Genomic DNA, 23,055 nt, shown 5'->3' on the forward strand with positions numbered 1-23,055 from the left:
TCGGTTTAAGCAACTTATTCTTATTTAAGATTATTTTTATAATTATATTTTCTTTATAGTGAGAATAAAGATGCCTAGTACTTTAAATAAGGATAAGAGGCTGGAAAGGCCTGCTTATTGGAGTGGCGTATTTGCAATGGCTTTATGTGTTTTCGCATTAATTGCTTCTGAATTTATGCCAGTTAGTTTATTGACTACAATTGCTCAAGATTTACATATTACAGAAGGGTTAGCTGGGCAGGGAATCACTGTTTCGGGTATCTTTGCTGTAATAACAAGTTTAACAATATCCTATCTAGCTAAAGGAATAGATAGAAAACATTTATTGTTAATCTTAACAGCAATAATGGCTATTTCAGGGCTTATTGTTTCTTTGGCTCAGAATTATACGATGTATATGATTGGTCGTGCATTCATTGGAATGGTAATAGGTGGTTTTTGGTCTTTGTCTGTTGCTATAGCCATGCGATTAGTCCCAGAACCTGATGTACCTCGAGCTTTAGCAATATTTAATGGAGGAAATGCTTTAGCAATGGTTGTTGCTGCACCTTTAGGAAGTTACTTGGGAGCTATTATTGGCTGGCGAGGTGCTTTCTTTTGTTTGGTTCCTATAGCTGTTTTGACTTGGGTTTGGCAGTTCTTTAGCTTACCTTCAATGCCACAAAAAATCTCGAAGAAAGCTAGCAGACAACCATCTATTATAAGTTTATTCAGAAACTCTATAGTCACAGTTGGAATGCTTTCAGTTAGTCTTTTTTTTATGGGGCAGTTTGCACTCTATACTTATGTAAGACCTTTTTTAGAAACAGTAACTAAAGTTGATGTATCTAAGTTATCTCTAATTTTATTAGGTATTGGAGTAATGGGTCTAATCGGTACAAGTGTTGTAAATCTATTCTTGAAAAGGAAATTCTACACAACGTTGATTACGATACCTATGATCATGGCAATTATTGCTTTATCACTTATCTTTTTTGGTATGCAGCAACTAGCAGTGGCGATATTACTTGGCTTATGGGGATTTTTAGCAACCGCATCGCCTGTAGGGTGGTGGAGTTGGCTAGCTCGTACTTTACCTGATGATGCTGAGCTTGGAGGAGGGTTAATGGTTGCTGTTATACAATTGGCTATCGCTTTGGGTTCTACTCTAGGAGGGATTCTTTTTGATTATAGTGGGTATCAATTGGCTTTTGCAGTGAGTGCTATAATTTTAACGATATCAGCTATATTGACAGTATATTTAGCAAAAAAATAAAATAGCAATGATATTTTTCTAAGATATCTTAACCTCCTACAAAGTTCTTCATGAACTTTGTAGGAGCTGTCTATTATTTGAGGTTTTTATTAAAAAAGTCAGTAATTCTATCAAATGGAATGATATCAACACGGTCGTAAAGATCAGTATGGTTTGCATTAGGAATGATTAGTAATTCTTTAGGTTCAACCGCTTCGTTATAAGCAGTTTCACTGAAATAACGAGAATGGGCATTTTCCCCATGAATAAATAAAATCGGTCTTGGAAATATTTCTTTGATATAAGTTAAAATTGGCATATTCATGAATGATAATGGTGTTGTTAGCGACCATGAGGCATTTGAATTAATTGCACGTGGGTGAAAACCACGTGGAGTTTTATAGTAGTCGGCATACTCTACTACAAACTGAGGTTCACCTCCTTTTAGTTCTAAAGAGGTTGGTCCATAAGCGGTCTTACTATTTTTTGCATCTTCCCAGCGTTGTTGTTTCAACTTTTCGAGTGTTTGGGTACGCTGCTCAAGGGTTACACTGTCATTATAACCTTTAGACATTAAACGTGTCATATCATACATAGTACTCGTTACAACAGCTTTAATACGTTTATCTATGGCTGTTGCATTAAGGGCCATTCCACCCCAACCACATATTCCGACTATACCAATTTGGTCTTGGTTAACGTTAGTCTGAATGCCAATAAAGTCTACTGCTGCACTAAAGTCTTCCGTGTTGATATCAGGAGAAGCAATGTTTCTCGGTTCGCCTGTACTTTCACCTGTATAAGATGGATCAAATGCAAGTGTGATAAAGCCTCGTTCAGCAAGTGTATGTGCATAGAGTCCAGAAGATTGTTCTTTTACTGCACCAAAAGGACCGCTGACAATAATGGCAGGTAATTTTTTTTGTATTTCTTTGGGCTGATATAAGTCAGCCACTAATATAATGCCATAACGATTTTTAAATGTTACTTTGTAATGATCTAATTTTGAACTTTTTGGAAAGGTCTTATCCCATTTTTGTTCTAGTTCTAAGTTTGGAGTTGTTGAGGTCATTTACTTTGCCTTAATATTTAACTGGATGACTGTTTGATACTTGATTCTTACTTTTGTTTTTATAAAAAACTTTAAAGTAGAAATAAGATTGCTCACATATTTATTATGAAAATTTATTGATAAAGATAAACTACTAAACATGGGATGGTATTATGAGTAATTCTCATGAATGCTCTGGAAAGAAGTATTTATTGGTATGCTAAAGGTTTTGTACCATCAGTATTTGGTTGACTGATACCAATATTTTTTCTAGTTTGAATAGATGGATCTTTTATAATATCTACAATAATTTTAGCGATACTCGCTCTGGAAGTCTCCGTCCCTTTAAAGGGTTCTCCTTTATAGGTCAGCTCAAATGTTTCTATGGGTTTATTTGTAAGCCAGATAGGACGTAAGATTGTATATTGTAATTGTGATGACTCAATAAGATTTGCTGCTTTTAAATTAATTGGTCGAGTATATCCGACCATTTTTTTGTCCCAAGAGTTGAATGGTTCAGGTAATTCATCATAAATTCCACCTGCATTAATCGCAATTAATCTTTCAATGCTATTGTATTGCATTGCTTGTATGATGTTACTAGTCTTGATGTCTAAATCCATTCCACCTAATGTACTAACTATAATATTTTGGCCTTGCATAGCTTTTTTAAGATCATTTATATTGAGAGCATCACCTTGAACATAATTAATCTTTGGATGGATGAAAGTAAGATTATCGTTCATATTTCTAATAAATAGGGTAATCCCTATGTTATCTTGATTTAATAGTCTAGGAATAATTTCTTGGGATGTATGGCCATTTGCCCCCAATATAAGAACTTTCTTCACTTTAAATTTCCAATAAGTAGTTAATGCTCAATACATATAAGATAGATAAATCGCTTTAGAAGATTAAGTAACGAAAGTAGAATTTAGTTATGAGAAAAATTCATTAATAAATAGTTTTACTTTAGATATTTTATAGTGAAAGGGAGTGGTATATGAGAGATAACTATAATGATTTATACGCATTTTTAATGGTAACAAGGGAAGGTAGTTTTACAAAGGCAGCAGGTAAATTGGGAGTATCTCAATCTGCTTTAAGTCACACAATTCGTGGTTTGGAAGAGCGTTTAGGAATGCTGTTGCTTACAAGAACAACAAGAAGTGTATCGCCAACAGAGGCAGGAGAGCGATTAAGAGAAACAATTAGTACTAGTTTTGATCATATTGATAATGAACTTACTTTATTAACGAAACTTAGAGATAGCCCAGCAGGTACAGTAAGAATTAATGCAAGTAACCATGCGATCAAACAAATTTTACTACCTAAACTCCAAAAAATATCTGAACTTTATCCTGATATTAATATTGAGTTAACTGCAAATAGTGGAATGGTTGATATTGTTGCAGAACGTTTTGATGCTGGTGTGCGATTTGGTAGTAAAGTTGCAGATGGAATGATTGCAGTACGTATAGGCCCTGATGTGAAAATGGTTGCTGTGGCAACACCTGAGTATTTTAGGAAGAAAGGGACTCCTGAAACACCACAAGATTTATATAATCATTCTTGTATTGGGTTTAGGTTGACAAGTGGTGGTGGAGTATATGCTTGGGAGTTTGAGCATGAAGGTTTAGAGATTAAAATTAAAATTACAGGTCAATGGATTTTTAATGAGTCTTATCATAGTGCTGATGCTGTACGATTGGGTTTAGGAATTGCGTATATTCCTGAAGATATGGTTCAACAAGACCTATTAGATGGTAAGTTAATTAAGGTACTTGAAAAATATAGTATTCAATTTAAAGGCTATCATCTCTATTATCCTCATCGTAGACAGCAACCTCCTGCTTTAAAACTTGTAGTTGATACTTTACGATATACTTAAAAAAATTACTCGAGCCTAACTACTGTAGTTATATAACTAGTTGCTAGAATAGACGAAATTTGTCTAGGAGAGTGGTGGCAGTTCACATAACTCTAAAAGTGAGAATTAACTTTTAGATTACAAAAATGTAATTAAAGGTTTAAGATAGAATGTATATTTAGTTAGTGTAAAGTATGGAAAATTATAATTAGATAAAAGACAGGAGCAACAATCTTTTATCGCTCCTGTTATGTAGTTTATAGTTGTTCCTTCAGAAGAGAATTCTAATGAGAAAATATTAAAAACTTAAAAATTTGGATAATTTTTTAAAAAAATAGCTGTTCGGTTGGTTACCGTTTCTAGAGAGTCTAAATCTATAGTTTCTTTTTCCGTATGTGCTCCTGTGCCCCAAGGACCTAATCCATCAATAGCTCCTTCCATGTATTTACTGATATATGATATGTCAGCCCCACCTCTATCATTTGATGGAACAGCACTTAAGCTTTTATGTGTCAGATTTTTATTTATTTGATTGAATGACTCTAATAAATCTCTATTTGCAGAAGTTTCTGACATAGTAGGTATAATATCTTTAAAAGATATTGTGGTTTCGGTAAGAGGTAAATTATTTAATGTAATTTTAGTCATTATTTTTTTTGCATAATCTCTCTGGTTCTCATTAAGATACCTAATATCTCCATGGGCTAGAGCATTGTTTGAGACAATTGTTTTTTTACCATCAACTTTACCACTACCTTGTTCTATATCTTCGATAGGGTGTGATCCTCCTAGCAGAATTCCTGGATTTATAGTTAATCCATTTGTGTGAGATAATTTTTTTTGAATTTCATTAAGGGTATTGGCTATAGCAAAAATTGCACCATAACCAACATCTTTTTCAAAGATACGCGATGAATGAGATTGCTTTCCTGAACTATTTATGTACCATTCTGATAATCCTCTACGATTTGTAATTAATTGATTATCATTGAGTGCAAACTCAAAACCTAAAGCGATAGAATTGTCTTTAGCAGCATCTATTAAAGACTTTCTAGAAATATCGGTTGGTTTTGCAGCTAGCTCTTCATCACCTACCAGTACAATAGTAATATTTTTATTTTTTAACTCATTGATATGATCAAGTGCTTTTAAAGCATAGATGATGGTTACGATACCGCCTTTATCATCTATTACACCTGGCCCTTTTGCAAATTTTTTCTTGTCATCAATATATTCAAACTTTTGGAAGCTACTATCAGATGGAAATACTGTATCTAGATGAGCAATAACTAAAAATTTTTCTTTAGAAGAACTATTATTTGTTTTGGTTGCAATTAAGCTTCCAGCATGCTTCATACCTTCTGGTAATTCTTTCCATTCAACTTTAAATCCTAGATTCTCTAGGAGTGGCTTAACTTTTTCCCCAACAGCTATGACACCTTGTTTATTCTCTGTACCACTATTTATATCGACAAGCTCTTTGAGTAACGATATTTGTTCATTTTTTTTATCTTTTGTATAGGAGATAATATCTTGATTATCCTTTATATCAGCAAATACATATTGAGAAATACTTAGTAAAGACGCTAAAAGAAAATACTTATTCATAAGAGAGATTTAGATGATTAATAAAATTGAAGGTAATTAATGTATATATCATAAAACATAATAATTGTGATGAATTTATCATTTTAAATATTATTGCTTAGTTGGTCGTCCAACTGAGATTTTATTGATAACATTAGTATCCTTATGCTTTATCCACCATTTAGTAAGTTCTCTCATTGTGGGTTCAAGCCCTTTAGCTTTAGCTGTAATTGAATATTCTACACGGGGTGGGACCTCAGCATAAACCTTTCGAGATATAAGCCCATCAGCTTCTAACTCCCTTAATTTGGTAGTCAGCATATGTTGAGTAATTCCAGGAATTCCTTTTTTTAACTCTCCAAATCTATAAATCTTTTGATTAAGTAGCCACATAATTTCTAACTTCCACTTTCCTGAAAGTATATTAAAGGCTCTACGCATTTCTTCATGCATATTTACGTCATTAGTCTTATTTTCCATACTAATATCCAGTATTTAATCCTACTTGTATTTTTTTATATTAAACGACATTCTAGTGTCTAGTCGAGATAAAAAGAGTTATCAAATGATAAATATTTATTGGATCACTACATTTTTACTAAGTCTCTTATACTTAGTTTCAGCAATAACTTATATTGTTAAAAATGATTGGGTTAAAAAAACTATTATCAGTTTTGGATATCCTGCATACCTAGTGCCACTATTAACATTAGTTAAAATACTTGCTGTTATCGCAATTATCTCCCGAGTGAGCGTAATGCTAAGTGATTTAGCTTATGCAGGTATGCTATTTCACTTAATTTTGTCTGGTTTAGCCCATATAGGAGTACGTAAGCCTCGTGGAGCAATACCAGCAGTTATAGGAGTAGTTTTACTAGTTACATCATTTTCTCTGCAAAATACTGCAAGATCTCCAGCATCTCCATACGGTTTGTTTAGCTTAAATCATGTAGGAGATATCAAATGAAAATAACGTTATTTGGTGCAACAGGGAAAACAGGAGCCTATCTTATAAAAGAAGGCCTTAAACGTGGTTTTGAATTAACAGTATTTTGTCGGTCTAATACAGTATTTGATCACCCTAATATTAAAATTATTAGAGGAGATATAAATGATCGTATTGCACTAGCTAAAGCTATTCATGGTGCAGATGCCGTTTTATCAGCACTTGGCCCTACAAAGTTAAATCATTCAGGTAACAAACCTATTGGAACAGCTATGCATACGATAATATCTGTAATGAAGCAGGAATCTGTGCATCGACTAATTGCAATTTCAACTGGTACAGTAGCTGATCCAAATGATACTTTTGATGTAAAAGTTTGGTTTCCAGCAAAAATTATACAATTTGTTATGCCTAATGCATATAAGGACATTATAGAGTTAGCAAAAGTTATTCGTCATTCTGATATTCAATGGACTATGGCGAGAGTAGCTATTTTAAAGAGCACTACACCTTCACAGAAATTGAATATCGGATATTATGGACATACACATCACTCTATGACTATTTCACGTAGTGATGTTGCTATATTTATGTATGATCAACTTCTAAACGATACATATTTGAAGCAAGCGCCAGGAATTAGCCAGCAGTCACTTTAACTAATTCAATGAATTAAAGGTATAACAAAAAGTTAACTATGAATTTGAAAGTTTAGTATAAGTAATAAAATTTGGTATTTGGATGATATATGCAGTTAGTTTTTGTACCTAAGTTTATAGGTAGAGCATCTTTAAGTTATAATTTCTTAATTGATTATTGAACGTTAAACTATTCCTATTTTATGTATAGTTCAAATCCTATATATGGATTTGAATAGTGTATTATCGGTGTTAAATTCCTTATAAATACTTTGGGGTAATAATTGGGTAAAATATTCTTTGATTTTTAATAAATATATTTAATATCAATGCCTTATTACTTTAGTTAAACTGACGCCATCTCCACCAAATCGTTAAATTTATATGCCGAAATATGAGTAATATAAATTATAAAGCCTTGATCTATAACGGATTGAGGCTTTTTTTATGCCTGTATATAACTTTATATAAACGTATATAGTGTTGATTGGCTTGTATAGTGGTGTGTATAGTGTGAGTTCGATATGTTTTCGCTATACAAGAATCCATGAAAAGAAATGCTATTAAACGCTTTCCAATGAGTGACACGGTTTTAATTGCCCTTGAACCTGAGGATAAAGACTATCGAGTAAAAGATAGTGAAAATCTTTATTTTTCTGTAAGCCATAAAGGAAATAAAAGATGGGATTTTCGTTATAAAGACCCTATTACTCAAAAATGGGCTTGGCTAGGTTTAGGCTCATTTAATGAGGTAGGTGGGAAGCTGGCAAGAAAGAAAGCTGATGAATGGCGAACACTCATATCTCAAGGTATAAGCCCTAAAGATTACAAAGATGAAAAAGCCAAAGAAGCTGAAAATAATATTGTATGTACCTTTGAATATCTTGCTAGTAACTACTGTTTAGGTAAAAAGTGGACTGATGACACAAGAAAAAGAAATGAGGGTTCACTAAAAAATCATGTTTATCCATTAATGGGTAAGCGTGATTACCGAAAAATTACTAAAAAAGAGTGGCTGGAGTTATTTCAAGAGGTTCAAAAAAAGCCACACCCTAAAACAGGCAAGCCTATTATTGAAATGGGAAATCGTGTAAGGGGGTTATGTAAGGATATTTACGATTTAGCAGAAGTCACTGGGTTGATTGATCATAACCCAATATCGGGTATTCATAAGTTTTTAGAAAAGCATGAAAAGCAAAATATGGCACACGTGGCTATAGATGAATTACCAACATTGTTACAGGCTATACGGCGTTTTCCTAGTCGCCAAACTTCTATAGGTTTAGAGCTATCTATTCTATTTGGTTGTCGCCCCAGTGAAATGAGAAAGGCTGTATGGGAAGAATTTAATTTTGATAAGAAGTTATGGACGATTCCAGCACATCGTATGAAAAAAAGGATTGAACACGTTATTCCTTTACCTAAACAGGCAATAGCACTATTAGAAGAATTAAAACAGTTTAGTGGCAGCAGCCCTTATTTATTTCGTGGTCGATCTAGGGCAAATACACCTATTTCTAACAATACCTTTGGTAAAGCACTTAAAGAAATGGGCTATAAAGGCAAACAAACACCGCATGGATTTAGACATATTTTAAGCACGGCGTTACGTGAGCATGGCTTTCAACGTGAATGGGTAGAATCGGCTTTAGCTCATAAAGTGGGTGGTGTAGAGGGTGTATATAACAAGGCAGTTTATTTAAATCAAAGAACACAAATGATGCAAATATGGGCTAATTATTTGGACGCACTTGCTGAGGGTAAAGAACACGATATTCCAAGTAATATAGACATGATGGGCGATTTAATAAAGCGTTTAGATTTAAGTACCGAGCAGTCTACATTGTTGAAAGTTTACTTTGATTCAATGGCTGAGGATTCAGAAATAGATCAAAAAATTGCTTAAATATTTAATGTGTATAGTTGGCTTTATATGCAGAATGATAGCTAAATATAAGTTATTATTAACCCACTAGGTCTAGGTTCGCTACCGAAAACATATACCCAATATGTTGACCTAGTATTTTTTCGGGTGCTGTGGGAAGTATATGTATGGATAATGGGAAAAATAGTTTAAAAATAAACACACCAGATGAAGCACTTATTTATCTAAAAAGCCTTAATGATGGTATTTGGGATTGTGTAACTAATGCTGTTGATATAGCTATTGCATTTTATGCAAGTAAGTCTAAATTTAAGTTTTCTATAGATGATTTTGTTTTATTTTCTATAAGTTTACTTGAAGATGAACCAAAATATATTTTTGAGTTTAGAGATCGGTTTAAAAAATTCATATTAGAAAACGACGGTAATTTTAGAAAGTTAAATGAATTTCCTAAAGGATATAATGCTAAAAATAAAAAACTAACTAAAAATGAAGATGGTGAGCTAAGTTTATATTTGGCATTGAAGCATTGCGTTATATCTAAAAATGCCACAGATGATAATTATAATCTAAACAGAGCTAATTTTTTACTTGGGCATGGGACAGCGTTACTAGGTATTGAGTCTGTAATAATTAATTCATTGCATAATGAAGTAAAAGCTCACGATCTTGGAGGCAAAATGAAAGCTCAAAAGTCTAAGGATAAGCAAGAAAAAGCCTATGACTTATTCAAAGCTGGTGGATATACAAGCTATGCTTCCTGTGCACGAGATATTTATGAGCAGTTAGGTTTGAAAGACCCCATGACAGTTTCTAAATGGCTATCCAAAATGGATAGGGAAAATATAAAAAAATAATAAAAGCATGGTATAACCTAGCTAAACACATATTAATCTAGCTTATCTCATGATGATCTAGCTCATGTATTTTTCAATATAAAAAACAAAACCATACTAGCTCCATACATCAGCATATGGAGCTATATAAATGCAACCTTTAAGAATTACATATAATCAAGCATGTGAATTACTAAGCGTTACTCGCGATACATTGCGAAGCCTACCTAAAAAAGACCCTACCTTTCCTAAAGCCTATAAATTTGGCACTACACGCCAAGCACCAGTCTATTTTGATTATGCAGATTTATTGGCATGGCACAACGCACAAAAAGAAAAAGTAAATGGTGTGGAGGTTCAAGCATGAATGCTCAACAACAAATACTTGCCTACCTCAAAACAGGTAAAACAATCACAGTAATTGAAGCTGGACAAAAATTTAAATGTTATTCGCTCACTGGTGTGATTAGTCGCCTCCGTAAAAATGGTTATGACATTGTGACCCATTACGAAAGCAATATTAATAACAAAGGTACTCATGCACGTTATGAGCTAATTGAGGTGAAATCATGAAAAACTTTACTAAAAACATGATCCACCGATTGACAGCTAAATTTATTGTTAAAAGTGATCTAAAGGTACAACCTCCAATGGAGGATAACCTCAAAGCTAAACAGGGGCATATCCAAATTTGGATAAGCTTACTACGAAACTTTCGTAGTGAATTTTCACCATTGGTGGATAAAGCAAACAAGCTAAAAACCAAAAAGATGATTGCAAAAAACAAATTAAATAATTATCCTAGCCATGCCTTGAGCAAAATCTCAAGGTTAGCTTTGACAGGCTATAAATTCTCAACAGGCGTACAGTCCGCAAGGGCTTTTTTTGTACGAAATCCCCCTATGCGTCTGCATATCTATGCGGAGTTGTGGGGTTCGGACACTTTCGAGTGTGCAGGTCACCTGTTGAGCCTGTCTGTCAACCGAGCCTTACAGCTTCGCGCCAATAATTATTTGACAGTGATTAGCGAAGCTCCTATATCAACAGGAGTGCATACGCATGTCTAAACAAAATATTCCCCAATACGATGCAGGCGATTTAATAGACCTAGTATCTCTAACGCTTGAACAAATTGAATGGTTACGAGTTGGACTTGAAGATATTTCTAAAGAAGTACAAAAACTGAAAGCTGAATTGATTAAGCGTGATGCTGGTAGTAAATACTTTTTTTATACGTTAGAGAAAAAGTTAGAAATTAATCAATATTTATTAAGACATTTTGAAAACAACTATGAGTATGAAATGGAGCAATACACCATAGAACATAATAAAAATGAGGGTGTAGCATGAACATTCAGACTTCAATAGCAAACATTCAGACAAAAGAAAGCCCACTTAAAGAAGTGAGCCATCATAGTATGCCAGTGCCAACTAGCCATAGCGATATTATAGCTCAATCCACTGTACTAAAGCCACAAAATAACCAATATTTAACACATGATTTAATTGCACGTTTCGGTAGCCCTGAACAGCCTATTTATGTTGATGTTGGCGAAGTTACTATAGATGGTAAAACGTATATAGACCCTTTACTACTTCCTATTGTTGATGGGCATTTACAGCATATACAAACCTCAATTTTGAGTTTTGATAAATCAGTATGTATTTATCCTGACGGTGGTGTGGCAAAAGGCTTTGCCTACTTTGGTGAGCTAGTAAAAGACCAACCGATTATTATTACTCATCACCTGGAGGCATTTTTTAAAGTAGCTTCTACTGGGTACGCTGTTGTATTGGTGTTATTACCTGATGTATGTAAACCGCTTGAGCATAAGCCATTAAACAGATATGACTTTAAACAGGTTGAATATGTCGTTAATCAACTTAGTAAGGCAGGTTATACGGCGTTATACATGCCCGTACGCCCTGAACATATCAAACTTGATGGATATATACAGCTAGAGCAAAACACAGCTATAAAATTGTTGAATCAGCATATCCAAGTGGGTGAAAGTGAGTTTTTAACAGACCTAAGTTGTGATAACGACCATGCAGAGGCTAAAGCGTTTCTTGATGAAGCGATTAGAACCCTACCCAAAACAGATCCATTGAGTAACCAGTGGGGTGAGTTAATTCCTTTGAGTACATCAAATACAATGGATAATAACCCTTATCCTATTAATTCAGTACCTAATTTAGCTAAACAAGCGATTATGGCGATAGCCGAGCATGTGCAAGCCCCTATTGCTATGACTGCTCAATGCGTTATTGGAGCAATGTCGCATATTGCACAAGCAAGAGTAAATGCACCTCACCCATTTAAGACACAGGGTGAACCATGCGGATTGTTCTTACTGACGGAGGGGCAAAGCGGAAGCCGTAAGAGTACAAGCCGAGATATGGCAGATAGAGCCATTATTCAGCATGAAAGACAGCAATATGAGGAATACCGCAAAGAGGTAGAGCAACATAAAACCTTACTGGCAGGGCTTGAACGAAAAGAAAAGGAAATATTCTTAAAAGAAAGCCCACCACCAAGCGACCCGATTAGTCGATATAGCGATATTACACTCGAAGCCATAGCAGGATTATATGTTGATGGTGTGATTAGTGATGCGTCCATATCCAGTGATGAAGCAGGGCAATTCTTTGGCGGTAATACTATGAAGTCAGATACCCGAAATCATGCACTAGGAGGCTATGCGAAGCTATTTGATGATGGTTCGGTGGAACGTACACGGTCTAAGTCGAACCTCAATGGTAGTGGTCGGGCTTATGATGTACGGCTTACATTCAATCTGCAGGGACAGCATGAGGTTTTATCCGATGCACTGAAAGACCCAGTGCTAAGAGGACAAGGCTTCTTACCACGTTTTATATTAACCATACCTGAGAACCTAGCAGGCACACGGCTACAAACAGCAGATAAACAAGCTGTTAATGCCAACTTAGATCATCGGTTAATTGCCTACTGGAATCGTTGCCAGTATCTACTCGATGATACACCGATGCCACAAGGCACAGAACAGGGCGATGATGGGCGTTATGTGTTGCAGATGGATAATGATGCCAAACAGATTGATTTAGCTTTCTACAACGAAATAGAGCGATTACAGGCGAAAGGTGAACGCTATGAGTATTTACAAGCGTTCGGTAGTCGTGCCAGTCAGCTTGCTAGACGCTTGGCTACAGTATTCGCTTACTTTGAGGGTTTAAAAAAGATAGATGCTAAGACCTTGCAAGGGGCTTGTGATGTAGTACGTCATTCATTGGGTGAATGGGCGAGATATGCTGAGATTGAGTCGAAAGAGGAGAGTAATACCATTAAATTAATTAACTGGTTTACTAAGTATTGCCTGAATAAGAAAGCAGATAAATTGACATATTCTAGCTTTATGAATAATTGTCCTAGACCGATGAAAGGAAATAAGCAATTAATTGAGTTGGCATTGAATGAGTTGATTGACTCCCAATACTTGCGAATTGATGAAAGTGGCAGAACTCGTTATGTTGTTATTAACCCTCTTTTGTTAGAAAAAGTGTCTTAGTGTCTTAATTCGCTTGAAACCATTACACAGCAAGGGATTACATTAAGGCATTGGTATTTTTATCAGTGTCTTAATGCCTTAATAAGTGTCTTAAATACTAATTTTTTCATATTTGTTAAGACATTAAGACAAGCATATTTTTTGTGGTGGCTTAATCAAAACCATTGGTACATAAGGCTTATAGCCAAATTAAGACATTAAGACAGAATTTCTACATAAAAGATATAAACGAACGGAAAATTTCGTCCGTCTATCTAGTGAAATGATTTATGGTACTTAACCTTAGACTTAACTTTTTAATCTATGAAAGTTAACTTTTTAACTTCAAATAGTGCATTAAAAGTTAACTTTTAACCTAAAAAGTGCATATAAAGTGCATATAAAGTGCAAATAGTGCATGTGAAAGTGCAAGTTTAATAATAATAAATTATTGATATATAGTATTTTATTTTATTGGAGTTAACTTTTAGACTTAACTTTTCCAAAACACAATTTTTTTTGTAAATGGGGAGGCAGGCGGTGTCCAAGCGGTTTGACCTTTGAAAAATACATTCCCCCCCCACCCAGTAGGGTAAATTAATGGCTTTTTAACTTTGCCCATATTTGAGATGCTTTTTTTACTTTAGGATCAGTCTTATTTTTAGCTAAGAACATATCGAAATCATGCCTATAAATATGAAATAACATCGCTATTTTAATTAAATTGAGCTTGGCTGGGCTATCTATGTACTTCACTAATAAATAAGCAACGCCATCTAACGGCGTTTGCTGAACAGATGATATAAAATCAATTTGCGTATTATTCATATCAACGCCAGCATGTCTGCGAACCTCTACGCTGTATGGTCTTTGCTTGTAACGATTTTTAGGGCTTAAATTGGCGATTTGGAGCTTTAAATTCATGAGTAGTTACCTCTTAATGACTTAATAAATAACTTCATCACCTCATATTTTTCCCGACCATCATTTAAACGCTTTTTAAGCAAGTAATCGTTGCTTTCAGTGCTACTGGCATAAGCAAGTCGGGCAAGTGTTACTTTTTCATGTTCCGTTAGGGTTTTGAAAGGGTCTAGCTCTACAGGTTTGCTGGGTACACTACCTAATTTTACAACTGTGTGCTGTGGTTTGATTTGTTTAGTAGGTCGATGTGTTAAAGCATGTGACTTAATTGAAGTGATAGAACAGTCTGCATTTGCTGGTACAGTCACCGCCGAAACCTCATAGATTTCTATGCCAGTATATGCAATGCCACCGCTATCATTCATATCATAAGCCAACACTCTAAAGCCAATTGATAAGCCACGCACTAAACCGCTTTTAATCTCACCCCAAGCAGAGTCGATACGATCTTTTAATGCACCAGCTTCATCTACTTTGGCAATCTGTGCTGTTAGCTCTAAACCATTTCCTTTTTTAATAAGACTGGTAATTGTGCCAATCGGTTCGTTATGGTCGTGCTGTCTAAGTAGTGGCATAGGTAGCTGAAACTTTGCACCATTAATATCTATGGTGTCATTGACTCTATCGGGTGACACGGTGGTAGCAATCCCTTTAATAATACGTTGCTCACTATTAACGGCTTTTACTTCTAAGGTTGAGAAAAACTTTTCCATAGCTTATGCCTCAACAACTAAAATGGCGTTATAGCCATTCATAAACTTATAGCCATTTTCACCAATAACTTTGATGGCTGTTTTATTTTGTTGAAACAAATATACAGGTTCACCTACTAGTGTTTGCACAGTGGCTTCTTCAGTATTTTTCAAGGCAATGATAGGGTCTGATGCTAAAACCAATTTAGATGAATCAAAAATATATTTTTCACCTTGAATGACTGATTTATCTGTTAATACAGAAACACCGTAGTAACTACCACCAGTAACGCCCAATGTATTGAGTTGATATTTTTTAGCTAAGATCAAAGCATCACTAGGGTGCATAATCATCACGGCGTTTTTTTGGTCTTTGATTAAAACTAAGGCATCATCAATATTTGAGCTTTGAACTGCCCCTGATTTTATGACTGAGATAAAGTCCGTATTTTCACCAGCAACATAACTGTTAATCAATGCTTGATTAATGACAGGCTCAACTTTACTGAACATATCATTTTTAAAGTAGAAATTAGGGAATATTGCAAAACCCCCTATTTTTTTTGATTCTAAAGTAAAACCGATCTGTGACGTTTCATTAAGTAAATTAGTAGGTTGAGATTGTTTAATTACTTTACAGTCTTCAAGATCAAAGCTAGATACTTTGGTATACAGTGGCATCTCAATGTGTTTATTTAATTGTTTGATCTGTCCTAATAAGCTTGATGCTTCAATCAGATTAATAAATTGTTGGCTGGCGGCGATTTCGTTGTAATCTGTACTAGATGGTAAAGAGAAGTTTTTTTGTGCATGGAGCTTAGCAACTGCTGAATTTTCGCCAAAAGTTTTAATAGCAACCTGTACCGTGTCTAAAGGTGACTTACTAACAGCTTGGCAAAATAATGATTTTACGAGAGTTGTTTCTTTAATACGCATTTCAATGTACTCAATGAATTACTGATAAGCACAATATAGGCGATTAATTAATAGTTATTCTTATATTAAATAACGACTTATAACGGTTTTTGTTTATCTCTTTTTGCCATGTATTCCGCAAGATCATTCAGTGTGTATCTGTAACCATTGCCAACTATCATATAGTTTGGTGTAAGTCTGCCTTGATTCCTAGCAACCTTAAAAAACGCTGGTGACTTGCCTAATAGTTTAATTGCTTGCTGTTCGGATATTGTGCCGTTATCACTAGGCTTAATCATTAGCTCAATCGCTTTTAAATAGAGTTTGTCTAAATAAATTTGTTGGTCTACTGATGACTCAGACATCATCTTTTTACTGCGATTAATAATGTCTTTAGTTGTTACCCAGTTTATGCCATTTTCTTGTAAAACTTGTTCTAAAATATCTGTGCTAATTAACATAAATCTAAACCTATAATTAGTTATAAGTGGTTATTTATTATAACATATTTAAAATAATTGATGTTATTTTATACTTGTAAAAACTCCACCTAAACAGGCTCTAGGGCAACGACTTTAAATGTAAATTTAATGCCTAGTATCTGTTATAGCCACTGTCAAAAGTGGCTTTTTTAAGCATCTAAATTATTGAAATGGATTAACTGGTTTGAAATAGGATTTTTTTGTATTTTTCACTCTTTGAAAAACAGGTTTTTTTTGTGAAATTGACTTTAAATTTACCTTTAGTTTTTTACTGCACTTTTAGGGTAGTGGATTTGTCACTTGGTTAGATGCTAAATCATGGAAAGTATATTCAATCGTCACGGTTTACTTTATGGTTGCCAGTGGTGGTTATGCTAAAATTAGGCTTGAAATCTATTCCTAGATATGGATTTGAAATCCAATATTAACAATATAAGAAACCTTGTATAGTTATGTGTATAGTAGTATTTTTTAAATATAATAAATTAAATTAAAACAATTATTTATTACTCTAGTTTGGTAGACGCCATCACTTAAACTTATATGCTCTAATATGAAAAATGTAAGTTATAAAGCCTTGATTCTTAACGGATTGAGGCTTTTTTTATGCCTAAGCATAGTGTTATACGCACAAATATAGCTTTATATAGTATTACCTAGCTTGTATCCATGCGTGTATCCTTTCATATTTATTGAAACCGCTGTGATACAAGAAAATGGAAAGTTCAGATATAAAAAGACGTCTATTATCTGACACCATCCTAGAAAGCCTTGAGCCTGAGAATAAAAGTTATCGGAAACTAGACGGCAAAACGGTTAAAAGAACGGTAACAAGTCGTGGCAAAGCAAATATAAGAAACCATGTGGTAAGTGGTCATAGCTAGCTATTGGTGGCTATCCTGAAATAGGCGGGCAGCTTGCAAGAAAGAAAGCACAAGACTTCATTACAGATATTGGTAGGGGTGAAAATGAAACCCTTACCAAGGATTTTTTATCCTAATATAATGAAAGTTAACAATACTAATTTATGTTATTGTAATGAATTATAATATTTCTAGGTTTCTATTCTTCTGGTATTGAATACTATGTCTTTAATACAATATTTAACGTGGTCTATAATAATATTTTTTCCAATAGTTGCATCATCAAATTGATCATATAGTTTAGGATCAAGTATCTCGCTAGTATTTTTATTTATCCATAAAAAATAAGAAAACTCTTGATGATGGTAAGGATATTTTTCTTCAACTTTTTTAATATGTAAATCGATTTTATGATTTGAACTTAGTATTATAAACCGCACTTGAAATATTCCAAAAAATTACTCAAACAGCTCATCAAAAATCTTAATATGATTTTTAGATTTATCTTTACATTTTTTGTAATAATTGTGATTAATTTTACATATATAAATGTTGTTATAGAATAAATTATCTATTAAAGAATATTGCGTAACTCTCTTGATGTTTCTTCAAGTAAAGGCAGAATCTCTTTGACTAAGTATGCTTCAGTGGTTCTTGTGGTGGGTGAAACAATGTTTAAAGCAGCAATTACTTTGGAGTATTGGTCACAAATTGGAACGGCAACAGCATGTATACCCAGTTCATGTTCTTCACTCGAATAACACCAACCTTTTTCTTTAATTTCAAATAATAACGCTAAAAAATCATTATGGTTTGTATAAGTGTATTTAGTTAATCGTTTGAGAGGATATTGTTTTAGCCATTCATGTTGTTCTTCCTCTGTTAAGTTTGCTAATAAAATTTTACCTGCAGATGTAGCATGGGCAGGTAACCGATTCCCTAAGTGTAATCCGTAAGGATTAACACGATCGGTTTGTTGATGAGATGAACTTCGAGCGATAGTAATTGCTTCATAATTATCTAATACCATTACAGAATAGATAAGAGAAGTCTGTCTAGTTAATAAATTAAGTAAGGGCTGTGATATTTTAGGAAGTTGAGCTGCTCCAAGATATGATCCTGATAACTTTAGAACTTTGGGAGATAGATAAAAGTAGTGCCCATCAAACTCTAGATAGCCTAAATACTCTAATGTCAGCAGATGACGACGTGCTGCTGCTCGTGTCATGCCAGTTTTTTCGGCTGCCATTGTAATATTTAAACGATGGCGATCAGTTCCAAAACTATCTAAAATTGATAAACCTTTACTTAGACCAGCAATAAAATCTTCATGACGAATGGTTTTTTTATTTGTTGGATTAAGACGTATTTGATCTCCTTTAGTTAATTTTTTATTCATAACTTTTTTCAATCCATGAAAGTGAAGGGGGTATATAGAATAATCCTAAATAAACAGAATTAAGCATGTTTTGTTCGATGATCGAACATAATGTTTTGAGATCGAACAAAATAGAAATATCTCCTCTAGAAGTTTACTCCAAAATTATAAAAAATATTCAAAGATAAGGACGCAAATACTCTTCATAGAGCATAGTGCAAGATTCATATAATTTTACTTATTGAAATATAAGTATTTTCTTTTATTTTAAATTTGCTAGATGCATATTTGCACATTGGAGTTATCTAAATGATAGATAAAAGTGCAGTGAACTTAAAGGAAGCACTTGCCCAAATCAAAGATGGTTCAACCATTCTGATAGGTGGCTTTGGAACTGCGGGTCAACCTGCAGAACTCATTGATGGATTGATTGAACTGGGTCGAAAGGATCTGACAATCGTAAGTAATAATGCAGGAAATGGGGAATATGGTTTAGCAAAACTACTCAAAGCAGGAGCAGTTAAGAAAATTATATGCTCGTTTCCTCGTCAGTCTGATTCATATGTTTTTGATGAACTCTATAGAGCAGGGAAAATTGAACTTGAGATTGTTCCTCAAGGTAATTTGGCATGTCGTATCCAAGCAGCGGGTATGGGATTAGGGCCAATTTATACCCCTACTGGGTTTGGCACATTATTGGCAGAGGGTAAACCTACACTGAGTTATGAAAATAAAGACTATATTTTAGAGACTCCAATTAAAGCAGATTTTGCCTTAATCAAAGCATATAAAGGGGATCGTTGGGGTAACTTAGTTTACAGAAAATCAGCACGTAATTTTGGACCGATCATGGCAATGGCTGCAAATGTAACAATTGCGCAGGTTAGTGAAGTTGTCGATTTAGGCCAGATTGATCCAGAAGTAATTGTAACACCAGGGATTTTTGTTCAATACGTGGTGAAAGTATAAAAGCAGGGAGCTTTAATATGAGTTATGAAAAACTTAGCCGTGATGCTATTGCACAGCGTGTTGCACAGGATATTCCTGAAGGTTCATACGTCAATTTAGGTATTGGATTACCAACGAAAATATCTAGTTATTTGCCTAGCGATAAAGATATTTTCTTACATTCAGAAAATGGTTTATTGGCCTTTGGCCCTCCGCCTGCGAGTGGAGATGAAGATCCTGAGCTTATTAATGCAGGTAAAGAGTTTGTAACCATGCTTAAAGGCGGAAGTTTTTTTCATCATGGAGACTCTTTTGCAATGATGCGTGGTGCTCATTTAGATATTTGTGTTTTAGGTGCATTTCAGGTGGCTGTAAATGGAGATCTTGCGAACTGGCATACTGGTGCACCCGATGCAATTCCTTCGGTGGGTGGGGCAATGGATTTGGCTGTTGGAGCAAAAAAAGTATTTGTAACGACAGATCATCTTACTAAGAAGGGTGAGTCTAAAATTGTTACCTCTTTGACTTATCCAGCAACAGGAAAAAATTGTGTAGATCGTATTTATACCGACCTCTGTGTTATGGATGTGACGTCAGAAGGATTAAAAGTAATTGAAAAGGTAGATGGTTTAAGTTTCGAAGAGCTACAGCGTCTAACAGATGCGCCATTAATTGATGCAACTGAATCGGAAGGATCGACTACATGAAAAATGCATATATTGTCGATGCTGTACGTACGCCATTTGGACGTTATGGTGGGGGGCTTGCGTCTATACGTGCAGATGATTTAGGTGCAATCCCTATTTCTGCATTAATGGAGCGACATAAGAATGTAGATTGGTCACAAGTAGATGATGTGATCTACGGATGTGCCAATCAGGCAGGTGAAGATAATCGAAATGTAGGACGTATGTCTGCATTATTGGCAGGTTTACCTCCTTGTGTTCCAGCAACTACAGTAAATCGCCTATGTGGGTCATCGCTAGATGCAATTGCAATTGCTTCACGCATGATAAAAACAAATGAAGCACATCTCGTAATTGCTGGTGGCGTAGAAAGTATGACTCGTGCACCTTATGTGATGGGTAAGTCGGAGACACCATTTGCACGTTCGCAAATAATTGAAGATACCACGATGGGATGGCGATTCATTAACTCAAAGTTTAAGGCAATGTATGGAACAGAAACTATGCCCGAGACTGCTGAGAATGTTGCAGTTCAATTTAATATTAATCGTGAAGATCAAGACCGTTTCGCTTATCAAAGTCAAAAACGTACAGCAGACGCACAAGCTCGCAACTATTTTGTCAAAGAAATTGTGCCAGTAAACATTCAACCGCGTAAGGGGAATACGATTGTAATTGATTCTGATGAGCACCCCCGTCCAACAACGACCTTAGAAGGGTTATCGAAACTTAAAGCTATTGTCAAAGCAGAGGGTACGGTAACTGCTGGGAATGCATCTGGAATTAATGATGGCGCTGCGGCTTTGCTTATCGCATCTGAAGAGGCTGTTGAAAAATACCATCTTAAACCGCGTGCCAGAATTATTGCATCGACTACAGTGGGTATTGAGCCGAGTATCATGGGATTTGCACCAGCACTTGCGATAAAAAAATTACTCAAGCAAGTGGATATGACCCTTGATCAAATAGATGTGATTGAACTAAATGAGGCATTTGCAGCACAAGCTTTAGCATGCACTCGAGATTTAGGTTTGAAAGACGACGATTTACGTGTGAATCCCAATGGTGGTGCAATCGCTTTAGGCCATCCATTGGGTGCTTCAGGCGCACGCTTGGTACTGACAGCATTAAATCAGCTTGAACAAAGCAATGGGCGCTATGCACTGTGTTCGATGTGTATTGGTGTAGGGCAGGGAATTGCCTTAATGATTGAAAGGACAGTTGAATAAACAAAAGGAAGTGATTATGCGCCAGCTCTATGCCAGCCTATTTTATCAGAACAAGGTCGTTGATATTTTTAGCGATCGTGCTTTGATATCTTATCTCATCGATGTCGAAGTTGCCTTAGCAGAGGCACAGGCTGAACTTAATATTATTCCAATAAGTGCGAGTAATACCATTCAACACGTGGGTTTAACTGCTTTAGATAAAATAAGTTTTGATGATTTAACTGTTGCTATAGGGCTTGCAGGTAATGTCGTTATTCCTTTTGTTAAGCAATTTACAGCGCTTGTAAAAGAAGTAGATGAAGAGGCATCTCGCTATGTGCATTGGGGTGCAACAAGTCAGGATATTCTAGATACGGCTTGCATTTTACAATGTCGAGATGCACTCGAAATAATTAAATCAATTCTCTTAAAATGCTATCAAACCTCTCTTTTCCAAGCGGATCAATATCGTAGTCAAGTGATGATGGGAAGAACATGGTTACAGCAGGCACTTCCCATTACTTTAGGACATAAGTTTGCACGTTGGGCTTCTGCATTTAAACGTAATTTAGATCGCATCGAAGAGATTGAAAAAAGGGTTTTTGTCGCGCAGTTAGGCGGTGCAGTAGGTTCATTAGCATATTTAGGGAAAGATGGGACAGTCGTTGTTCAAACTTTTGCGCAAAAACTACAGTTGTCTCCTCCTGTCTGTACATGGCACGGTGAGCGAGATCGAATTGTTGAAATTGGCAGCATTCTGGCATTGATTACAGGCAATCTTGGCAAAATGGCCCGAGATTGGTCGTTACTCATGCAAACTGAAATTTCTGAAGTTTTAGAGCCCTCAGCTCAAGGTCGGGGTGGCTCTTCAACTATGCCACATAAGCGTAACCCTGTGGCTGCTGCATCAGTACTTGCTGCTGCAAACCTTGTTCCAGCATTAATGTCGAGCCTCTATCAAAGTATGATACATGAGCATGAGCGTGGCTTAGGTGGATGGCATGCAGAATGGTTGTCTTTACCTGAAATATTTAAGCTAACTGCAGGTGCATTAGAACAAACCTTTGCTGTTCTCAAAGATATGGAAATAGATGTCGAACACATGCATTTAAATCTTGAGCGTACAAATGGTTTAGTGATGGCTGAAGCGGTGATGATGGCTTTAGCACCTTCACTTGGCCGCTTAAACGCGCATCATATTGTTGAAAAAGCATGCCAGCAAGCAGTTGCAGAGGGTATTCATTTGAAAACTATTATTTCTCAGATGGACGCAGTCAAAGCGCACTTTAGTGATCATCAGATTAATGAAATATTCGATCCGACATCTTATTTAGGGAATATTCAAGACCAAATTGATGCCGTCTTGCAAGAAGCAAAGGAAGAATAAA

The 23,055-nt window shown here is 35.2% G+C and carries 24 protein-coding genes and 1 pseudogene; 16 read left to right on the forward strand and 9 right to left on the reverse strand.

Annotation, left to right across the window (positions count from 1 at the left end; translation table 11 throughout):
• Nucleotides 1–70 precede the first annotated feature (70 nt).
• Entirely contained in the window at nt 71–1,255 is a 1,185-nt protein-coding gene (locus I2F23_RS03280; RefSeq protein WP_195771138.1) for an MFS transporter, read from the forward strand.
• A gap of 73 nt (nt 1,256–1,328) precedes the next feature.
• Here the strand turns inward: I2F23_RS03280 and I2F23_RS03285 are convergent, their stop codons facing one another.
• Entirely contained in the window at nt 1,329–2,306 is a 978-nt protein-coding gene (locus tag I2F23_RS03285; protein ID WP_195771139.1) for an alpha/beta hydrolase, read from the reverse strand.
• Nucleotides 2,307–2,494: 188 nt separating this feature from the next.
• Nucleotides 2,495–3,136: an SDR family oxidoreductase gene (locus tag I2F23_RS03290; RefSeq protein ID WP_195771140.1), complete on the reverse strand. Its 642-nt coding sequence runs from the start codon at nt 3,134–3,136 to the stop codon at nt 2,495–2,497.
• A gap of 152 nt (nt 3,137–3,288) precedes the next feature.
• Here I2F23_RS03290 and I2F23_RS03295 point away from each other — a divergent pair, with 152 nt between their 5' ends.
• Nucleotides 3,289–4,176, forward strand: coding sequence for a LysR family transcriptional regulator (locus tag I2F23_RS03295; protein ID WP_195771141.1), 888 nt, complete (start codon nt 3,289–3,291; stop codon nt 4,174–4,176).
• 285 nt (nt 4,177–4,461) lie between these two features.
• Here I2F23_RS03295 and I2F23_RS03300 read toward each other — a convergent pair whose 3' ends face one another.
• Both I2F23_RS03300 and I2F23_RS03305 read right to left on the reverse strand, forming a co-directional pair.
• Nucleotides 4,462–5,763, reverse strand: a complete 1,302-nt coding sequence (locus I2F23_RS03300; protein WP_195771142.1) for a M20/M25/M40 family metallo-hydrolase — start codon at nt 5,761–5,763, stop codon at nt 4,462–4,464.
• Between the two features lie 90 nt (nt 5,764–5,853).
• Complete coding sequence (locus I2F23_RS03305; protein WP_195771143.1) at nt 5,854–6,222, reverse strand: winged helix-turn-helix transcriptional regulator; 369 nt, start codon at nt 6,220–6,222, stop codon at nt 5,854–5,856.
• An 85-nt stretch (nt 6,223–6,307) separates the two neighbouring features.
• On the opposite strand from I2F23_RS03305, the gene I2F23_RS03310 reads away from it, so the two are divergent.
• The 9 genes from I2F23_RS03310 (at nt 6,308) to I2F23_RS03350 (ending at nt 13,595) form a co-directional block, all read left to right on the forward strand.
• A complete protein-coding gene (locus I2F23_RS03310) occupies nt 6,308–6,709 on the forward strand; it encodes a DoxX family protein (RefSeq protein ID WP_195771144.1) in 402 nt (133 codons plus the stop codon).
• A complete protein-coding gene (locus I2F23_RS03315) occupies nt 6,706–7,347 on the forward strand; it encodes an NAD(P)-dependent oxidoreductase (protein WP_195771145.1) in 642 nt (213 codons plus the stop codon). Before I2F23_RS03310 ends, I2F23_RS03315 begins: the two co-directional genes overlap by 4 nt.
• A gap of 526 nt (nt 7,348–7,873) precedes the next feature.
• Complete coding sequence (locus I2F23_RS03320; protein WP_195771146.1) at nt 7,874–9,232, forward strand: tyrosine-type recombinase/integrase; 1,359 nt, start codon at nt 7,874–7,876, stop codon at nt 9,230–9,232.
• 146 nt (nt 9,233–9,378) lie between these two features.
• On the forward strand, nt 9,379–10,068 hold the full coding sequence (locus I2F23_RS03325; protein WP_195771147.1) for a hypothetical protein: 690 nt from the start codon (nt 9,379–9,381) through the stop codon (nt 10,066–10,068).
• Nucleotides 10,069–10,198: 130 nt separating this feature from the next.
• On the forward strand, nt 10,199–10,414 hold the full coding sequence (locus I2F23_RS03330) for a helix-turn-helix transcriptional regulator (RefSeq protein WP_195771148.1): 216 nt from the start codon (nt 10,199–10,201) through the stop codon (nt 10,412–10,414).
• Nucleotides 10,411–10,620 carry a helix-turn-helix domain-containing protein gene (locus I2F23_RS03335; protein WP_195771149.1) on the forward strand — a complete coding sequence of 70 codons (210 nt, stop codon included), beginning with the start codon at nt 10,411–10,413 and terminating at the stop codon, nt 10,618–10,620. Before I2F23_RS03330 ends, I2F23_RS03335 begins: the two co-directional genes overlap by 4 nt.
• The gene (locus I2F23_RS13875; RefSeq protein ID WP_228285393.1) at nt 10,617–11,114 is read left to right on the forward strand and encodes a hypothetical protein; all 498 of its coding nucleotides are present in this window, start codon (nt 10,617–10,619) and stop codon (nt 11,112–11,114) included. Before I2F23_RS03335 ends, I2F23_RS13875 begins: the two co-directional genes overlap by 4 nt.
• Nucleotides 11,107–11,397, forward strand: a complete 291-nt coding sequence (locus I2F23_RS03345) for a hypothetical protein (protein ID WP_195771150.1) — start codon at nt 11,107–11,109, stop codon at nt 11,395–11,397. The genes I2F23_RS13875 and I2F23_RS03345 overlap by 8 nt, the downstream gene beginning before the upstream one ends.
• Nucleotides 11,394–13,595, forward strand: a complete 2,202-nt coding sequence (locus I2F23_RS03350) for a DUF3987 domain-containing protein (RefSeq protein ID WP_228285394.1) — start codon at nt 11,394–11,396, stop codon at nt 13,593–13,595. The genes I2F23_RS03345 and I2F23_RS03350 overlap by 4 nt, the downstream gene beginning before the upstream one ends.
• A gap of 576 nt (nt 13,596–14,171) precedes the next feature.
• On the opposite strand, the gene I2F23_RS03355 is transcribed toward I2F23_RS03350, so the two are convergent.
• The 4 genes from I2F23_RS03355 to I2F23_RS03370 all read right to left on the reverse strand — a co-directional run bounded on the left by I2F23_RS03355 (nt 14,172) and on the right by I2F23_RS03370 (nt 16,563).
• Nucleotides 14,172–14,498, reverse strand: a complete 327-nt coding sequence (locus I2F23_RS03355; RefSeq protein ID WP_195771151.1) for a hypothetical protein — start codon at nt 14,496–14,498, stop codon at nt 14,172–14,174.
• Nucleotides 14,495–15,208: an HK97 family phage prohead protease gene (locus tag I2F23_RS03360; RefSeq protein ID WP_195771152.1), complete on the reverse strand. Its 714-nt coding sequence runs from the start codon at nt 15,206–15,208 to the stop codon at nt 14,495–14,497. Before I2F23_RS03360 ends, I2F23_RS03355 begins: the two co-directional genes overlap by 4 nt.
• 3 nt (nt 15,209–15,211) lie before the next feature.
• Nucleotides 15,212–16,123: a hypothetical protein gene (locus I2F23_RS03365; protein ID WP_195771153.1), complete on the reverse strand. Its 912-nt coding sequence runs from the start codon at nt 16,121–16,123 to the stop codon at nt 15,212–15,214.
• A gap of 77 nt (nt 16,124–16,200) precedes the next feature.
• A complete protein-coding gene (locus I2F23_RS03370; protein ID WP_195771154.1) occupies nt 16,201–16,563 on the reverse strand; it encodes a MerR family transcriptional regulator in 363 nt (120 codons plus the stop codon).
• A 737-nt stretch (nt 16,564–17,300) separates the two neighbouring features.
• Between I2F23_RS03370 and I2F23_RS14075 the strand changes: the two are divergent.
• Nucleotides 17,301–17,569, forward strand: a pseudogene (locus I2F23_RS14075) (Arm DNA-binding domain-containing protein); the annotation flags it as partial.
• Between the two features lie 452 nt (nt 17,570–18,021).
• On the opposite strand, the gene pcaU reads toward I2F23_RS14075, so the two are convergent.
• The gene (pcaU, locus tag I2F23_RS03375; RefSeq protein WP_195771155.1) at nt 18,022–18,846 is read right to left on the reverse strand and encodes an IclR family transcriptional regulator PcaU; all 825 of its coding nucleotides are present in this window, start codon (nt 18,844–18,846) and stop codon (nt 18,022–18,024) included.
• Nucleotides 18,847–19,134: 288 nt separating this feature from the next.
• Here pcaU and I2F23_RS03380 point away from each other — a divergent pair, with 288 nt between their 5' ends.
• Genes I2F23_RS03380 through pcaB form a run of 4 tightly spaced genes read left to right on the forward strand, consistent with a single transcriptional unit; the run spans nt 19,135 to nt 23,054 of the window.
• A complete protein-coding gene (locus I2F23_RS03380; protein ID WP_195771156.1) occupies nt 19,135–19,794 on the forward strand; it encodes a 3-oxoacid CoA-transferase subunit A in 660 nt (219 codons plus the stop codon).
• 17 nt (nt 19,795–19,811) lie between these two features.
• The gene (locus I2F23_RS03385) at nt 19,812–20,480 is read left to right on the forward strand and encodes a 3-oxoacid CoA-transferase subunit B (RefSeq protein WP_195771157.1); all 669 of its coding nucleotides are present in this window, start codon (nt 19,812–19,814) and stop codon (nt 20,478–20,480) included.
• Nucleotides 20,477–21,688, forward strand: a complete 1,212-nt coding sequence (gene pcaF, locus I2F23_RS03390; RefSeq protein ID WP_195771158.1) for a 3-oxoadipyl-CoA thiolase — start codon at nt 20,477–20,479, stop codon at nt 21,686–21,688. The genes I2F23_RS03385 and pcaF overlap by 4 nt, the downstream gene beginning before the upstream one ends.
• A gap of 16 nt (nt 21,689–21,704) precedes the next feature.
• Nucleotides 21,705–23,054 (forward strand): 3-carboxy-cis,cis-muconate cycloisomerase, encoded by a 1,350-nt coding sequence (gene pcaB, locus I2F23_RS03395; RefSeq protein ID WP_195771159.1) that lies wholly within the window; start codon nt 21,705–21,707, stop codon nt 23,052–23,054.
• The last annotated feature ends 1 nt before the right edge of the window (nt 23,055 follow it).

The sequence above is a fragment of the Acinetobacter pollinis genome, from assembly GCF_015627175.1.
GTDB lineage: Bacteria > Pseudomonadota > Gammaproteobacteria > Pseudomonadales > Moraxellaceae > Acinetobacter > Acinetobacter pollinis.

Coding starts and splice junctions, on each gene's coding strand:
- I2F23_RS03380 (WP_195771156.1), top strand. CDS start 19,135: ATGATAGATAAAAGTGCAGTGAACTTAAAGGAAGCACTTGCCCAAATC.
- I2F23_RS03350 (WP_228285394.1), top strand. CDS start 11,394: ATGAACATTCAGACTTCAATAGCAAACATTCAGACAAAAGAAAGCCCA.
- pcaF (WP_195771158.1), top strand. CDS start 20,477: ATGAAAAATGCATATATTGTCGATGCTGTACGTACGCCATTTGGACGT.
- I2F23_RS03360 (WP_195771152.1), bottom strand. CDS start 15,208: ATGGAAAAGTTTTTCTCAACCTTAGAAGTAAAAGCCGTTAATAGTGAG.
- I2F23_RS03330 (WP_195771148.1), top strand. CDS start 10,199: ATGCAACCTTTAAGAATTACATATAATCAAGCATGTGAATTACTAAGC.
- I2F23_RS03280 (WP_195771138.1), top strand. CDS start 71: ATGCCTAGTACTTTAAATAAGGATAAGAGGCTGGAAAGGCCTGCTTAT.
- I2F23_RS03300 (WP_195771142.1), bottom strand. CDS start 5,763: ATGAATAAGTATTTTCTTTTAGCGTCTTTACTAAGTATTTCTCAATAT.
- pcaB (WP_195771159.1), top strand. CDS start 21,705: ATGCGCCAGCTCTATGCCAGCCTATTTTATCAGAACAAGGTCGTTGAT.
- I2F23_RS03325 (WP_195771147.1), top strand. CDS start 9,379: ATGGATAATGGGAAAAATAGTTTAAAAATAAACACACCAGATGAAGCA.
- I2F23_RS13875 (WP_228285393.1), top strand. CDS start 10,617: ATGAAAAACTTTACTAAAAACATGATCCACCGATTGACAGCTAAATTT.
- I2F23_RS03355 (WP_195771151.1), bottom strand. CDS start 14,498: ATGAATTTAAAGCTCCAAATCGCCAATTTAAGCCCTAAAAATCGTTAC.
- I2F23_RS03335 (WP_195771149.1), top strand. CDS start 10,411: ATGAATGCTCAACAACAAATACTTGCCTACCTCAAAACAGGTAAAACA.
- I2F23_RS03365 (WP_195771153.1), bottom strand. CDS start 16,123: ATGCGTATTAAAGAAACAACTCTCGTAAAATCATTATTTTGCCAAGCT.
- I2F23_RS03305 (WP_195771143.1), bottom strand. CDS start 6,222: ATGGAAAATAAGACTAATGACGTAAATATGCATGAAGAAATGCGTAGA.
- I2F23_RS03370 (WP_195771154.1), bottom strand. CDS start 16,563: ATGTTAATTAGCACAGATATTTTAGAACAAGTTTTACAAGAAAATGGC.
- I2F23_RS03295 (WP_195771141.1), top strand. CDS start 3,289: ATGAGAGATAACTATAATGATTTATACGCATTTTTAATGGTAACAAGG.
- I2F23_RS03285 (WP_195771139.1), bottom strand. CDS start 2,306: ATGACCTCAACAACTCCAAACTTAGAACTAGAACAAAAATGGGATAAG.
- I2F23_RS03320 (WP_195771146.1), top strand. CDS start 7,874: ATGAAAAGAAATGCTATTAAACGCTTTCCAATGAGTGACACGGTTTTA.
- I2F23_RS03310 (WP_195771144.1), top strand. CDS start 6,308: ATGATAAATATTTATTGGATCACTACATTTTTACTAAGTCTCTTATAC.
- pcaU (WP_195771155.1), bottom strand. CDS start 18,846: ATGAATAAAAAATTAACTAAAGGAGATCAAATACGTCTTAATCCAACA.
- I2F23_RS03345 (WP_195771150.1), top strand. CDS start 11,107: ATGTCTAAACAAAATATTCCCCAATACGATGCAGGCGATTTAATAGAC.
- I2F23_RS03315 (WP_195771145.1), top strand. CDS start 6,706: ATGAAAATAACGTTATTTGGTGCAACAGGGAAAACAGGAGCCTATCTT.
- I2F23_RS03385 (WP_195771157.1), top strand. CDS start 19,812: ATGAGTTATGAAAAACTTAGCCGTGATGCTATTGCACAGCGTGTTGCA.